A 14142-nucleotide genomic window follows, 5' to 3' on the forward strand; every position below is an offset into this window, starting at 1 on the left:
GCCCGCGAAGCGCGGGGCGCTTCGACGAAGGTCCGGCCGCGCGTCTGGGCGCGGGCGACGGCGTGTGGTCGTGCATCGGCAGCCCGCACTCGACGTGATGCGGGCAGCGCCCGCGATTGGCGGCCGGCCGAGCCGCCCGCGCCGTCGTTAACGGCATCGACCGTCGCGACTTCAGCGGTGGACCGAACGGCCGCTCAGCCGCGTGAACGCCGTTAACCGCCCTGCACGCCCGCATGCCATGGCGCTTACGGCGGCGCCGGGAGACTGCAGGCGGGCGCAGAAGCGCCCTCTCTCTCTCCCACGATGCACGTTGAAGGAGTCGAACATGGCCGGTAACCAGGGTGGCAACAACCGCGGTGGCAACCAGGGCGGAAACCAGGGCAACAACCAGGGTGGACGCGGCTTCGCCTCCATGGACGACCAGCAGCAGCGCGAGATCGCGTCGGAAGGCGGCAAGGCCGCGCACCGCAGCGGCAATGCGAATGAATTCACGTCGGAAGAGGCCCGCGAGGCCGGCCGCAAGGGCGGCGAGGCGAGCCGCGGCGGTGGCAACCAGGGCGGCAACCAGGGCGGCCGCGGCGGCAGCCGCTAAGCGCCTCCTGCAGGGTCCGGAGAGGCACGGGCGTCCAGCGCCCGTGCCTTTTTCGTGTCAGCGCGCGAGCTTCAGCGCTGCGCGCTTGGCGTCGCGGCGGGCATCGCGCGGCTTGCGGTATTCGTTGTCGAACAGCGCCGGTTCCCACGAGCCGTAGCTGGGGTTCGCCAGCATCCACCAGCGCTCGCCGATCCACGCCGCATGCGTCTCGAAGACCGCATCGCGCGCGGCGGGCGTATTGGGCTGCACGCGCACGAAGTCGCCCAGCTGGTCGCCGAACTGCATCAGCACGCGATGCGTGCGCCCGACGAGTTGCCGGCGGCAGGTCTTGTCGCTGCCGGTCTGCTCGCATTCGGGCACCGCGGTGCCCAGGCCCAGGAACGCGTCGTCCTTGACCGGCAGGCCGACCGCGCGGAGGTTCGCGATCGTCGCCTCCTTCAACTGGACGGCCCGGTTGGAGACGAAGAACAGGGCGATGCCGCGGGCCTGCGCCGCCTTCGCGAACTCGAGCACGCCCGGGATGGCGGTCGCCTTCTGCTCGCGCACCCAGGCCTGCCATTGCGCCTCGTCGAACTCGGTGCCGGCGGCGACCAGGCGCGCCTGGTAGGGGGAGTTGTCGAGCACGGTCTCGTCGACGTCGAAGATCACCGCGGGCGGCAGGCCGCGCGCGGCATTGGCGCGCTCGCTGGCGTCGAGCGCGTCCCATTGCCTGTCCTTCAACGCGCGGTCGAGCTGGCGCGTGGCGGCGCGATAGGTCTGCAGCGCGTTCGCGCGGTACTCGGGCGACGTCTGCATCCACAGCACGGCATTGAGATTGTCGTCGGCGGCGACCGCGGCCGACGCCGTCGGCACCGGGGCGGGCGTCGGACGAACGCCCTCGTGCCGGCAGCCGCCGAGCGCGAGGGCGAGGATCAGGAAGGCGGGCGTCGGTCGCATGGCGGCTGGAAGTCGGAACGGGCCGACAGTCTAGCGGCGGGGCATGCGACGCCGGCGTGCGGTCGCGCACGGCCCGCCGCAAGGCGGGCCGCGCATTGCGATCACTCGCGCATCGTCACCTGCATGCCGTCGGACACCACCTTCGACAGCGCGAGCACGCTCCAGTTGGTCATGCGGATGCAGCCGTTCGACTCGGTCTTGCCGATGCGGTCGGGATGCGGCGCGCCGTGGATGCCGTAGTGCTCCTTGGTCAGGCCGATCCAGACGAGGCCGACCGGATTGTTCGGGCCCGCCGGCACGTCGGCTTCCTTGTCGGTCTTCTTGCTGCCGGCGATGAGCTTCGGATCGAAGTGCCACACCGGGTTCTGCTGCACGGTGGTGACCTTCCAGTCGCCGATCGGCAGCGGGAACTGGGCGCTGCCGGTGGTGACCGGGAACGCACCGAGCGTCTTGTCGCTGGCGTCGACGAGCAGCAGCGCCGAGTCCGACTTGTCCACGACGATCTTCGCCGGCGTCGGGAAGCGCTCGCCGGGCATCACGTTGAGCACGGTGATCTTCATGCCCGCGGCGACGGGGCCGGTGGCCGTGGTCGCGGTGCCGGGGGTCGTGGCAGCCGCCGAACTGCCCGCCGCGGTGCCCGCGTTCGCCGGGGCCGACGTGCCGGGGGTCGTGGCGGCCACGGGCTTCGTCGCGCCCTGCCCGCCCGCGCCGCCGGAACCGCCCTTCGCCGTCGTCGCGGCAGGCTTGCTCGTCGTGGCTGCGCCGGTCGTCGACGTGGCCCCCGCCGCGGCGTCCGCGGCAGCGAAGTCCACGCCGGGGTTGAGCTTCTTGAGCAGCGCAGGACTCATGTGGAACTTCTCGGCCACCTTCTCGAGCGCCGACTCGTACGGCAGTGCGTCGAGCTTCGACATCTCGGCGGGCTTGGCCGGCGTCTTCGCGAACGGGCCGGCGAGGTCGTCGGCGGTCAGGGTGTATTCGATCAGCACCGGGGCGGTGTCGCGGTTGAGCATGTCCCAGGCCGCGGTGTCGAGCGTGCCGGTGGCCTTCATCGCATTCGCGGTCTGGAACGCCTTGACCGCGCGCTGCATGTTGCTGCCCTTCTGGCCGTCGATCTCGCCGGGCGAGAAGAAGGCGCGCTCGAGCAGCACCTGCGCGCGCAGCGGGTCGTCCTTCGCGAGCTGCGCGTCGGCAGCGGCGGCGACCACCTGCGGTTCCGTGGGCATCGCCGTGCCCGGTGCGACGGGCAGCGTGCTTCCGGGCGCGCCCGGCTGGCCGTCCTGCATGCCCGGGGTCACCGGGGTCGCGGACGCGGGGCCCGTGGCAGGTGCGGTATCGGCTGTGCGCGGAGCGGAGGCGTCGGTCGGGCTGTTGGAGACGGTGCACGCGGCGAGCAGCGCGAGGGAGAGGGCGGTGGCGAGCGGGCGCACGGCGTGCATGGCGGACCTCGATGCGACGGGAAGGCCCTCATCCTTGCCGGCGGCGGTGGGGGGCGCGTGAATCCGTGCGCCGCGCGGCCTCGTTCGTTCATCGATGCGAACAGGTCGTTTGCGACACTCGCATGTCCCCGCCCACCGGAGCCCCCATGACGCCCGAAGCCGATCGCCAGCGCGAACTCGACCTGTACCGCATGGTCGACAGCCTCCCCGAGGCCGCCTACGACGACATCGCGCGCCTCGCGTCGATGCTCTGCGATGCGCCGATCGCGCTGATCTCGCTGATCGACCGTGACCGGCAATGGTTCAAGGCGCGGCGCGGACTGGAATTGCCCGAGACGCCGCGCGAGATCGCGTTCTGCGACCACGCCATCCGCCAGCCCGACCGGCTGATGGAAGTACCGGACACGACCGCCGATGCGCGCTTCGCCGACAACCCGCTGGTGACCGGCGGCCCGATGATGCGGTTCTACGCGGGCATGCCGCTGGTGACCCCCGGAGGCGCCGCGATCGGCACGGTCTGCGTGATCGACCACGCGCCGCGCACGCTCGACGACAACCAGCGCGCGGCGTTGGAATCCCTCGCGCGGCTCACGATGAACCTGATGGAGGGCACGCGCGAGCGGCGCGATCTCGAGCGCGAACTGCGGCTGGCGCCGGTCCTGCACGCGACCGGCGCGTCGTCGGCCACCGCACTGCAGCCCTACGGCATCGCCGTCTTCCAGATGCAGCGGTTCGCCGACGTGGTCGAGCAGCGCGGCGAGCGGCTGGTCGAGCGCACGCTGCAGGAGGCCGATCGCGTGCTCGCCACCGTGCTCGCGCCGGGCGACACGGTGGATCGCGTCACCGGCAGCGGCGAATTCGTCGCACTGATCCACGGCGATGCGCCGGAAGCCGCCATCGCGGCCCTACGCGCGCGATTGGAGCCGCTGGAACGCGAACTGGGGGCGCGGATGCTGCACGGTTTCGCGCGTGCCATGACGCCGGACGAATCGCCCGCCGCCGTCTACCTGCGCGCCGATGCCACGCTCAGCGCCGCCAAGGATGCCGAGCGGCCCCACTGACCGCCGCTATTCGCGGCTGTCGCTGCGCACCTGCGCGTGGCTGATGAGCGCGAAGATCAGGCTGCCGCCCACCAGGTTGCCGGCGAGCGTCGGCAACAGGAACCGGCCGACGAACTCGCCGAACGGCAGGATGTGGCTGAAGACGAGGTAGAGCGCCTCGGCCGAGCCGACGATGACGTGCGCGAGCTCGCCGAAGCCGATCAGGCCGGTGACCACCGCGATGATCACCACCTTCGAATGCTCCGCGGCCGGCAGCAGCCAGACCAAGATCGCGATCAGCCAGCCGGCGAAGATGCCGCGCACGAACATCTGCTGTGCGGTGAGGCTCATGAGCCGGGTGCCCATGTGCACCATCTCGGTCCGCGTCTGCGGGTCGGCCGCGTCGAGGTGCACCATCGCCCACGCGAACAACGCGACGCCCACCATGTTGCCGAGGAACACCAGGCCCCACAGGCGCAGCAGACGCATCAGGTTGTGCAGGCCGGGCTTGGCCATCACCGGCAGCACCGCGGTGAGCGTGTTTTCGGTGAACAGCTGCTGCTTGCCGAGGATCACCAGCAAAAAGCCGATCGAGTAACCGAACGCGGCGAGCAGCGGCGTGGCCGCCGTCCCGCCCATCCGCGCATGCATCAGCGCGGGCGCGAGCATCGAGAATCCCATCGAGAGCCCGGCCGCGATCGCCGACCACAGCAGCGCCGAGGCGCTGCGCTCCAGTTCGCGATCGCCGGCACGCCGCACGGTCTCGTGCAGCACATGCGCGGTCGGCGACTGCTTCTCCTCGACGTCGCGCGATTCCTGCTCGCTGAGGTGCGGATCGTGCTCGGAGGGCGATGGGGCGCTCATGCAGTCGACCTTGGAATGTCGGTCGAACGCTAGTGCATCGCCGTGAACACACGGCGATGCCGCGACGACGGCCGGCCGCGCAGGCCGGCCGTCGCGTGCCGGATCAGCGGCGGGCGGCGTAGATCGACGACAGCAGGTCGGCCTTGCCCGGAATCCGCTCGAGGTGCGGATAGCGCAGGCCGCCGTGGTAGTCGACCGGGATCGTCTGGTAGCGGTCGAAGGTCTTCACCATCAGGCGGATCGGCGCGGCCTCGGCCTTCGCGGCCTTCACCGCGTCGGTGAGCGCGTCCTTGCTGTACTCGCGATCGTTGACCGCGACCAGCGTCATGCCGGTGCCGATGCCCGCGTTGAAGGCCGGGCTGTCCCAGCGCACGTCGGCCACCTTGCCGTCCTTGCCGATGGACAGGCCAAGCGAATACACGAAGTCCGCGCCGCCCTCCTTCGCCGCGGCCTTCGCCACCCGGTTCGGCTCGTCCTTGAAGACGAGGCGCCAGCCGGCGGCTTCGAGACCGCCGGTGAGCGGCGTGCGGCCGTCGAGGCGGTCGCGCAGGAAGGTCGCCCAGTCGTCCTTCACCACGCCGTCGAGCGTGCGCACCACTTCGTCGAAGTCGTAGGTGCGCTGCGTCTTCCACGCGCCGTCGTCGACGCCGAAGAAGGCGCGCGCGAAGTCGTCGAGCGAGCGCTTGCCGCCGGTCTTCGCGCGGATGCGCGCATCGGCCTCGAGCCAGATCATCTGGCCGGCGGAGTAGTAGTCCTCGGCGAGCTGGTAGTTGCGGTACGACTTCGGGCGGCGCGACGCGATGATCGGATCGTTGGTCGTGTCCTGCACCGCGCGCCAGGCGAGGCCCGGACGGTTCTCGGCGTACGTCGCGGCGGTGAGCGCGAGGTTGTCGAGCGACGCCTGCAGGTTGCGCATGCCGGAGCGGCCGGTCAGCACGTTGCCCCAGTACTGCGTCTGGCCTTCGTAGACCCACAGCAGCGAGTCGCGCATCGGCACGTTGTAGTTCGGCGTCCACAGGTCGGCGGGGCGCCGGAACTTGCCGTTCCAGGAGTGCGTGTACTCGTGCGCGAGCAGGTCGTCGAAGCCGACCTTCGCGTCGTAGTCGGTGAAGTAGCCCGGGTCCTCGCCGTTCTCGCTCGAGCGCTGGTGCTCCAGGCCGTTGCCGCCGAGCTGGTTCGACAGCGAGAACAGGAAGTCGTAGTGGTCGTAGTGCTGCGCGCCGTAGAGCTTGAGCGCCTGCTCGACCATCTTCCGGTGCAGGGCGATGTGCTCGGGCTTGGCCTCGAGGTACTTCGGGGCATCCGCGAAGACGTTCAGGCGCACCGGCACCTTCGCGCCCGGCGCGAGGTCGATCACCTTGCCGTAGCGACCGGCGTAGATCGGCGAGTCGACGAGGACGTCGAGGGGCACGTTGCGGTAGACGGTGGTGTCGCCCGTCGCGGTGGCGACGTCGAGCGCGGTGGCCGCGGTGAAGCCCGCCGGGTACTTCACGGTGGCGGCGGTGTCGATGCGGCTCGCGTAATGGCCGGCCGGGTAGAGCACGAGCGCGTTCCACTGCAGGTTGAGCAGGTTCGGCGTCATCACCACGCGGCCCTGCGCGGGATCCGTCGGCGTCAGGTACTGGTACTCGGCGGTGACCACGGTGACGCCGGCCGGCACGTCGACGTGGAAGGCGAAGACGTTGAGCGGATCGCGCGTCCATGCGAGCGGCTGGCCGTTCGCGGTGATCCGCAGGCCTGCGATCTTGTCGAGCGGGCCGGACGGGCCGTGGTTACCCGGCAGCCACTGCGGATAGAGCAGCGTGAGCCGCCCGGTCGACGCGGGGATCTCCTCGCGGATGCGCACGATGCGGCGCGCGAGGTCGGTCGCGTCGACGTGGATCGCGAGCGTGCCCGGAAACGCGACGTCGGCTGGCAACGGCACCTGCGCGCTGGTGAGCGGCGTGGCATCGGCGCCCGTCTGGGCGAAGGCGAGGCTGGTCGCGAGGAGCGTGGCGCACAGCAGTGGAAGCAGGCGACGGGCTGGACGGGGCATGCGGTCTACCGGGTCGGAGGATCCCGGATCGTACGGGGTCGGACGTCGACGCGACATGCCGTCGCTGGGACGCCGGTGCGCGCCGGGCGATGCCACCACTGAACGTCCCGCGCCGACGCAGCGGCGCACCCGAAGCGGCATACTCGCGGCGAACCGATGGGAGCCCCCGCCATGAACGTCCGCACCTGCGCCGTCGCCCTGCTGCTCACCGCGATGCTCTCGCCCGCCGCGGCGCATGCGGGCGACCTCTCCTGTTCGCTCCGCTTTTCGATGAAGGGCTGGAGCGCGATCTACAAGCACTCGACGGGCCAGGGCGTGGTGCGCTGCTCCAACGGTCAGACGCTCGCGGTGAAGATCGACGCCAAGGGCGGCGGCCTCACCTTCGGCAAGTCCGAGATCCGCGACGGCATCGGCAAGTTCGCGGGCGTCTCGAACATCCGCGACGTGCTCGGCGGCTATGCGACCGGCGAGGCCAATGCGGCCGCGGGCAAGGCGGCGAAGGCGCAGGTGGTGACGAAGGGGCCCGTCTCGCTCGCGCTCACCGGCAAGGGGCACGGCGTCGAGCTCGGCGTCTCGTTCGGCAGCTTCATCATCAGCGAGCGCTGAACGCAGCAGGGCGCATGACCGGCGCCCCGTGCGGCGGGCGGCAGTGACGCGTTACGCTCGGGCGGTCCCCCTCCACCGGAACCGCCATGACCCCGATGTCGCGTCGCCTGCTGTCCATCGCCGTCTCCACCGTGCTCGTCTCCGGGCTCGGTGCCTGCAATGCACCGCCGACGCAGGCACCGAAGGCCGCTGGCGCCAAGCCCGCGCCTGCGACATCGACCAAGCCGGTGCTCGGCAGCTTCGGCTTCGACACCGCGGGCATGGACCGCTCGGTCGCGCCGGGCGACGACTTCTACATGCATGCGAACGGCAACTGGATGAAGTCGACCGAGATCCCGGCCGATCGCTCCAGTTTCAACAGCTTCACCCGCATCTCGCTGGACACCGAGAAGCAGGTGCGCGACCTCGTGGAGGGCGCCGCCAAGGACAAGGCCGCCACCGGCGATCTGCGCAAGGTCGGCGACTACTACACCGCGTTCATGGACGAGGCGGGCATCGAGGGCAAGGGCATCGCACCGCTCAAGCCGCGCCTCGATGCCATCGCCGCGATCGCGGACACCAAGGCGCTGGCGCAGGAGTTCGGCGCGCAGCTTCGCGCCGACGTCGACCTGCTCAACAACACCGATTACTTCACCGACCGCCCGTTCGGCGTCTGGATCAACCAGGACGTCAACGACCCGTCGCGCAACGTTCCGTACTTGATCCAGGGCGGCCTCGGCCTGCCCGACCGCAGTTTCTATCTCGAGGGCGGGCGCAGCGCGGAGATCAAGCAGGCTTACCAGGCGCACGTGCAGAAGGTGCTCGAACTCGCCGGCGTCGCCGACGCCGCCGCGAAGGCGCAGCGCATCGTCGCGCTCGAGACCGAGATCGCGCGCGTACACGCCACGCAGGAGCAGACCAACGACGTGCAGCGCGGCAACAACCCATGGACGCAGGCCGACTTCGCGAAGAAGGCGCCGGGGCTGGACTGGACCACGTTCATGCAGGCCGCGGGCCTCTCCAACCAGGAGAACTTCATCGTCTGGCAGCCGTCGGCGGTGGCGGGCATCTCGAAGCTCGCGGCCACGCAGCCGCTCGATACCTGGAAGGACTACCTCGCCTTCCACGCGGTGGACCGCGCCTCGCCCTACCTGCCCAAGGCGTTCGCCGACGAGCAGTTCGCGTTCTACGGGAAGACGCTCAACGGCACCCCGCAGCAGCGCGATCGCTGGAAGCGCGCGGTGTCGATGACCAGCAATGTTCTCGGCGAGTCCGTCGGCCACGAGTACGTCAGGCGCTACGTCGACCCGAAGACGAAGGCGCGCGCGGAGACGATGGTGAAGAACATCGTCGCTGCGTTCGGCAAGCGCATCGACGCGCTCGCCTGGATGAGCGCTCAGACCAAGGCGGCTGCAAAGGCGAAGATCGACAACCTGCAGGTCGCCGTGGCGTATCCCGATACCTGGCGCGATTACGGCGCGCTGGAGGTCAAGCCCGACGACGCCCTCGGAAATGCGGAGCGGGCCGAGCAGTTCGAGTACAAGCAGGCGCTCGCCAAGCTCGGCGCGAAGGTTACGCACGACGAGTGGTACATGACGCCGCAGACGATCAACGCGGTGAACATTCCGCTGGAGAACCGCCTGATCTTCCCGGCGGCGATCCTGCAGCCGCCGTTCTTCGACCCGAACGCCGACGACGCGGTGAACTACGGCGCGATCGGTTCGGTGATCGGCCATGAGATCAGCCACTCGTTCGACAACACGGGCGCGCTGTTCGACCCGACCGGCCGCCTGCACAACTGGTGGACGCCGGCGGACTTCACCAAGTTCGATGCGGCCGGCCAGGCGCTCGCGGCGCAGTTCAGCGCATACAAGCCGTTCCCGGACCTGTCGATCAACGGCAAGCTCAACCTCGGCGAGAACATCGCCGACGTGGCCGGGCTCGCGACGGCGCTGGATGCGTATCGCCTGTCGCAGCAGGGCAAGCCGGCGCAGACGCTCGAGGGCTTCACGCCCGAGCAACGTTTCTTCCTCGGCTTCGCGCAGGCGTGGCGCGGCAAGTACCGCGACGCGGCGATGCGGAACGCGGTGCTGACCGACGTGCATTCGCCGGGCCGGTATCGCGCGATGACGGTGCGCAACATCGACGCCTGGTACGACGCGTTCGCGGTGAAGCCCGAGCAGGCGATGTACCTCGCGCCCGACAAGCGGGTGAAGGTCTGGTAATCGAAAAGGCCCGGCACTGCCGGGCCTTTTTCGTGACGTTCCTCACGCCGCGCGCACGAGCCTGAGCCGTTCCCGTACGGGCGGCGGGCACGGCCGGATCCATGCGGCGGTTTTCACCGTCGCGCCCGCTGTCGACGCCTAGCCTCGCGCCGTCGAGTCCGACCGCGAGGTCCACCATGCGCCGCATCCTGCCCGTCCTGCTCTGCGCGATCGCCGCGCCCGCCCTCGCCCAGACCGCGACGCCCAAGGTCGCGACGCCCGATCCCGCGTCGGCGCCCGCCGCCACGCCGGCACGCGCGCACAGCCGTTTCGGCGTCGCGATCGCCGAGCTGACCCGCGTCGCCCGCGAACGCGCCGCCGCGCAGGCCGCGACATCCGCGCCCCCCGCTGGTACGGCCGCCACCGCCGAGCCCAAGGTCGCGCACGACGCACCCGTGGTACGCACCGTCGCCGATTCGAGCGGCGGCTGATCGCGTCGTCATCGCCTTGCGCGCGCCGTGCCTATAGTGGCCGGCGCGGACGGATGCCCCGTCCGATGGAGACGACGATGGACCAGAACGAACTCGCGGCCGCGGTCGCACAGGCAGTCGGCCAGGCGCTCGGCGAGATGTCGGTGGGCGTGGCGGTGGCCATCCTCGCAACGACGGAAGCGGTGTCGCGGCAGACCGGCATCGACCGAGAGCGGCTGTTCCGCGACATGCTCGAGAACCTGCCGGACGTGGACGGCGCCGCGCGCAACGTCATCGACGTCATCCGCGAATCGGTCGAGTCGGCACTGCGCGACGCGCAGACCGGCACGCGCGGCTGATCAGCGCGCGGCCGCGCGCGCCGCGCTGGCGACCGGCCGCATGCGCGCGGCCGGCGTCGAATCGTCCAGCAGCGACTGCAGGGCGCCGATGTCCACCGGCTTGCTGAGGTGGTGGTCGAAGCCGGCCGCGCGACTGCGTTCGCGGTCCTGCGGCTGGCTCCAGCCGGTCAGCGCGATGAGCCGCAACGCCGATTTCGCCGGATCGCCGCGGAGCCGGCGGGCGACTTCGTAGCCGTCCATGCCGGGCATGCCGATGTCGAGGAGGACGACGTCCGGCGTGAACGTTTCCACGGCCTCGAGCGCGGTCGGCCCGTCGTAGGCGATGCGGTGCTCCAGACCCAGCAGCTCGAGCACCATGCCCATCGACTCGGCGGCGTCGGCGTTGTCGTCGACGACCAGCACGCGTCGCGTCGCGCCAGCGGACGCGGAGCGCGCCGGCGGTGCCGGAGCGGCCCGCACATTCGCGGGCGCGAGGGGCAGCACCACCACGAACTCCGAGCCCTTGCCGCGACCGTCGCTGTGCGCGGCGACGCGTCCGCCGTGCATGTCGACGATGTTGCGCACGAGGGTCAGGCCGATGCCGAGGCCGTCGTGCGCGCGATGCGCCTCGCGACGGCCCTGCGTGAACAGCTCGAAGACGTGCGGCAGCATCTCCGGCTCGATGCCGATGCCGTGGTCGCGCACGCGGATGCGCACCTGCCGGCGATCGCGCTCGGCGCGGACCACGATCCGACCGTTGGGCTCCGCATACTTGGCGGCGTTGTTGAGCAGGTTCGCGAACACCTGCGCGAGGCGCACCGGATCGGCATGCACGCGCAGCGGCTCGGCCGGCAGTTCGATGTCAAGCGCATGGCCGCCGGCTTCCACCAGCGGACGGCTCTGTTCGATCGCATGCCCGAGCACCGCAGCGAGGTCGAGGTTCTCGCGGCGCAGCTCGATGGTGCCGCGCGAGATCCGCGAGACGTCGATCAGGTCGTCGACCAGCCGCACCATATGGTCGACCTGCCGTTTCATCATGCCGCACAGCTCGACGTCCTCGTCGACGAGGTGCCCATCGGCCATCAACAGGTGCAGCGCATTGCGCACCGGCGCGAGCGGGTTGCGCAGCTCGTGGCCGAGCATCGCGAGAAACTGGTCCTTGCGCCGGGCCGTCTCCGCGAGCGCGTCGCGCGCCTGCGCGAGGTCGTCGAGCTGGCGACGGATCTGGTACTGGCGCTCGCGCGCACGCAGCGCCGTGCGCACGTTGCTGCCCAGCGCGGCGATGCGCAGTGGGCGCTCCATCAGCATCACGTTGCCGAGCTCGGCGAGCGCGTCGGGCGCGATGCGCGAATCGCCGCCTTCGCGGGCGAGGATCAGCACCGGCAGGTCGGACCAGCGCGGCTGCCGCGCGATCGCGCGCGCGAGCACCGCCTGCGCGCCGCAGACGAGCAGTTCCTCGCAGACGAAGACCGCGCCGGCGCCGCGCTCGAGTTCGTGCTCCAGCTCCGTCGGCGAGGCGCAGGCCTGCGTCGTGATGCCCTCGCGCTCGAGCAGCTCGGCGGTGAGGCTGCAGTCGCGCTGCGTGGGCAGCAGCAGAAGCAGCCGGGTCTCGGCGGCGGGGTCGGGCCCGGGGCGTTTCACTTGTTCGACCCGGCGGGGCCTTCGTTGCGGTCGTACGGCACGCCGGTGAGCACGCCGCGGAACTGCCGCAGCGGCTCGCCGATCGCCACGCCTTCGCTGCTGAACGACATCGGCCGGATCGTGCGTTCGTGGCCGCCGGTGCGCTTCTTGAGCACCGAGATCGCCTGGCGCACCTCGCCCTCGTGTTCAAAGTAACGCAGCAGGACCACCGAGTCGGCGAGGTAGCTGACATCCAGCGGATTCTGCATCTGCCCGATCAGGCCCTGCTGCGCGCTGATGAGCAGCGTGACCACGCCGTGGTGCGCGAGGAAGGCCAGCAGTTCATGCAGTTGCACCAGCACGAAACGCTCTTCCTGCATCGCGCTCAGGTAGCCGTTGAGGCTGTCGATCACCACGGTGGTGACGCCCTGCTCTTCCACGGCGCGCCGGATGCGATGCGCGAACTCGCCCGGCGACAGCTCGGCGGGGTCGATCGATTCCACGATGATGCGTCCGGCGTCGACGTGGGTCTCGAGGTCCAGCCCGAGGCCGCGCGAGCGGGTACTGAGCGAACGCACGGTCTCGTCGAACGTGAAGATCGCCGCGCGTTCGCCGCGCTCGGCGGCCGCGAGGCAGCACAGCGTCGCAAGCGTCGACTTGCCCGTGCCGGCCGCGCCGATGAGCAGCGTGCTGGTGCCGCGGTGCAGGCCGCCACCCAGCAGCAAGTCCAGTTCGGGCGACCCGCTGCCGACGTTCGTCTGTTCGGTGTCGCGCCGGTAGTCGGCCGCGACCAGCCGCGGGTACACGCGCAATCCGCCGGTCTCGATGCGGTAGTCGTGGTAGCCGCTGGCGAACCGCCGGCCGCGGAACTTGGTGATGCGCAGGCGCCGGCGGTCGCCGCCGTACTCCGGGTTCATCTGCCCCAGCGAGACCGTGCCGTGCACGAGCGTGTGCACGTGCAGCCCGTGCTCGGTCGCGGCGCAGTCGTCGAGCAGGAGCACGGTGCAGTTCTGGCCGACGAAGTACTGCTTGAGCGCGAGCACCTGCCGCCGGTAACGCAGGGGCGAGCCCGCGAGCAGGCGCAGCTCGGCGAGCGAATCGAACACCATGCGCGTCGGCTTGAGGTCGCGCACCTGGTCGAGGATGCGCTTGGTCGTGTCCCCGAGTTCCACCTCGGACGGATGGAACATCGTGTAGTGCGAATCGGGATCGAGCGAGTCGTGCGGCGGCACCAGCTCGTGGATCGTGACGCCGTCCAGCGACCAGCCGTGCGACTCCGCGATTTCCCGCAGTTCGTGCTCGGTTTCCGAGAGCGTGACGTAGAGCACCGGCTCGCCGTTGCGAACGCCGTCCATGAGGAACTGCAGCGCCAGCGTCGTCTTGCCCGAACCGGGCACGCCTTCGATGAGATAGAGGCGGTTGGGCGTGAAGCCCCCGCCGAGGACGGTGTCGAGCCCCGCGATCCCCGATCGGAGCGGGGCGACCGCCGGAATTTGGTGCGCCATGTGTAAGTCTGACCTGCCGTGACCGGGGCCGCCGGGAAGGGCGGCCCCACATCATGGGAGCACGGCGGAGTTAAGCCCGCGTCAAAATCGGGCCGGCCCCGGGGTCAGTCGCCGAGCGCGATGTTGCCCAGCCCACTGTCCTGCGCGGCCGAAAGCGCGGTCGCGAAGCCCTGGTATTCCGCGTCGTCGGCGGCGGCGACGTGCAGCACGACCTTCGGCGCGCGATGCGCCAGGTCGGCGAGCGCGGGGCGCAGGGTCGCGGCGGACAGCACCTGCCCGTCGAGCACGTAGCCGCCGTGCGCGTCGATGCGCAGCTCCGCGCGTTCGGGCGGCGCCGCGGCGTTCCGGTTCGGGACCGGAAGGTTCATCGGCAACGCGCGGGTCAGCGCGGGCGCGGTGATCATGAAGATCACCAGCATCACGAGCATCACGTCGACGAGCGGGGTGACGTTGATGTCCGCCATCGCGGCGTCGTGCAGGCGGGGAGCGTAGGTGGATGCGGCCATCGTCCTTCCCT

At 70.5% G+C, this 14142-nt stretch carries 13 protein-coding genes; 6 read left to right on the top strand and 7 right to left on the bottom strand.

The genetic code is table 11. The annotated features are described in order from the left end of the window. Nucleotides 1–325 precede the first annotated feature (325 nt). The gene (locus ACY35P_RS00265) at nt 326–592 is read left to right on the top strand and encodes a KGG domain-containing protein (protein WP_462113807.1); all 267 of its coding nucleotides are present in this window, start codon (nt 326–328) and stop codon (nt 590–592) included. A gap of 57 nt (nt 593–649) precedes the next feature. On the opposite strand, the gene ACY35P_RS00270 is transcribed toward ACY35P_RS00265, so the two are convergent. Together ACY35P_RS00270 and ACY35P_RS00275 are read right to left on the bottom strand one after the other, a co-directional pair. Then, nucleotides 650–1528 carry a 5'-nucleotidase, lipoprotein e(P4) family gene (locus ACY35P_RS00270; RefSeq protein ID WP_462113808.1) on the bottom strand — a complete coding sequence of 293 codons (879 nt, stop codon included), beginning with the start codon at nt 1526–1528 and terminating at the stop codon, nt 650–652. A gap of 101 nt (nt 1529–1629) precedes the next feature. Continuing rightward, nucleotides 1630–2964, bottom strand: coding sequence for a L,D-transpeptidase family protein (locus tag ACY35P_RS00275; protein WP_462113809.1), 1335 nt, complete (start codon nt 2962–2964; stop codon nt 1630–1632). A gap of 146 nt (nt 2965–3110) precedes the next feature. On the opposite strand from ACY35P_RS00275, the gene ACY35P_RS00280 reads away from it, so the two are divergent. Then, complete coding sequence (locus ACY35P_RS00280) at nt 3111–4025, top strand: GAF domain-containing protein (protein WP_462113810.1); 915 nt, start codon at nt 3111–3113, stop codon at nt 4023–4025. Nucleotides 4026–4031: 6 nt separating this feature from the next. On the opposite strand, the gene ACY35P_RS00285 is transcribed toward ACY35P_RS00280, so the two are convergent. Both ACY35P_RS00285 and ACY35P_RS00290 read right to left on the bottom strand, forming a co-directional pair. Further along, on the bottom strand, nt 4032–4868 hold the full coding sequence (locus ACY35P_RS00285) for a formate/nitrite transporter family protein (RefSeq protein WP_462113811.1): 837 nt from the start codon (nt 4866–4868) through the stop codon (nt 4032–4034). A 103-nt stretch (nt 4869–4971) separates the two neighbouring features. Next, on the bottom strand, nt 4972–6903 hold the full coding sequence (locus tag ACY35P_RS00290) for a M61 family metallopeptidase (protein WP_462113812.1): 1932 nt from the start codon (nt 6901–6903) through the stop codon (nt 4972–4974). 171 nt (nt 6904–7074) lie between these two features. Here ACY35P_RS00290 and ACY35P_RS00295 point away from each other — a divergent pair, with 171 nt between their 5' ends. The 4 genes from ACY35P_RS00295 to ACY35P_RS00310 all read left to right on the top strand — a co-directional run bounded on the left by ACY35P_RS00295 (nt 7075) and on the right by ACY35P_RS00310 (nt 10521). Then, nucleotides 7075–7509, top strand: a complete 435-nt coding sequence (locus tag ACY35P_RS00295) for a hypothetical protein (protein WP_462113813.1) — start codon at nt 7075–7077, stop codon at nt 7507–7509. Nucleotides 7510–7595: 86 nt separating this feature from the next. Beyond that, the gene (locus tag ACY35P_RS00300; RefSeq protein WP_462113814.1) at nt 7596–9713 is read left to right on the top strand and encodes a M13 family metallopeptidase; all 2118 of its coding nucleotides are present in this window, start codon (nt 7596–7598) and stop codon (nt 9711–9713) included. 176 nt (nt 9714–9889) lie between these two features. Continuing rightward, a complete protein-coding gene (locus ACY35P_RS00305; RefSeq protein ID WP_462113815.1) occupies nt 9890–10183 on the top strand; it encodes a hypothetical protein in 294 nt (97 codons plus the stop codon). A gap of 77 nt (nt 10184–10260) precedes the next feature. Continuing rightward, nucleotides 10261–10521: a hypothetical protein gene (locus tag ACY35P_RS00310; protein WP_462113816.1), complete on the top strand. Its 261-nt coding sequence runs from the start codon at nt 10261–10263 to the stop codon at nt 10519–10521. On the opposite strand, the gene ACY35P_RS00315 is transcribed toward ACY35P_RS00310, so the two are convergent. The 3 genes from ACY35P_RS00315 to ACY35P_RS00325 all read right to left on the bottom strand — a co-directional run bounded on the left by ACY35P_RS00315 (nt 10522) and on the right by ACY35P_RS00325 (nt 14131). After that, a complete protein-coding gene (locus ACY35P_RS00315) occupies nt 10522–12141 on the bottom strand; it encodes a hybrid sensor histidine kinase/response regulator (RefSeq protein ID WP_462113817.1) in 1620 nt (539 codons plus the stop codon). It lies immediately after the preceding gene. Then, entirely contained in the window at nt 12138–13625 is a 1488-nt protein-coding gene (locus ACY35P_RS00320) for an ATPase domain-containing protein (protein WP_462113818.1), read from the bottom strand. The genes ACY35P_RS00315 and ACY35P_RS00320 overlap by 4 nt, the downstream gene beginning before the upstream one ends. A 104-nt stretch (nt 13626–13729) precedes the next feature. Then, complete coding sequence (locus ACY35P_RS00325; protein ID WP_462113819.1) at nt 13730–14131, bottom strand: ExbD/TolR family protein; 402 nt, start codon at nt 14129–14131, stop codon at nt 13730–13732. Nucleotides 14132–14142: the final 11 nt, after the last annotated feature.

Source organism: Lysobacter xanthus, assembly GCF_047159895.1.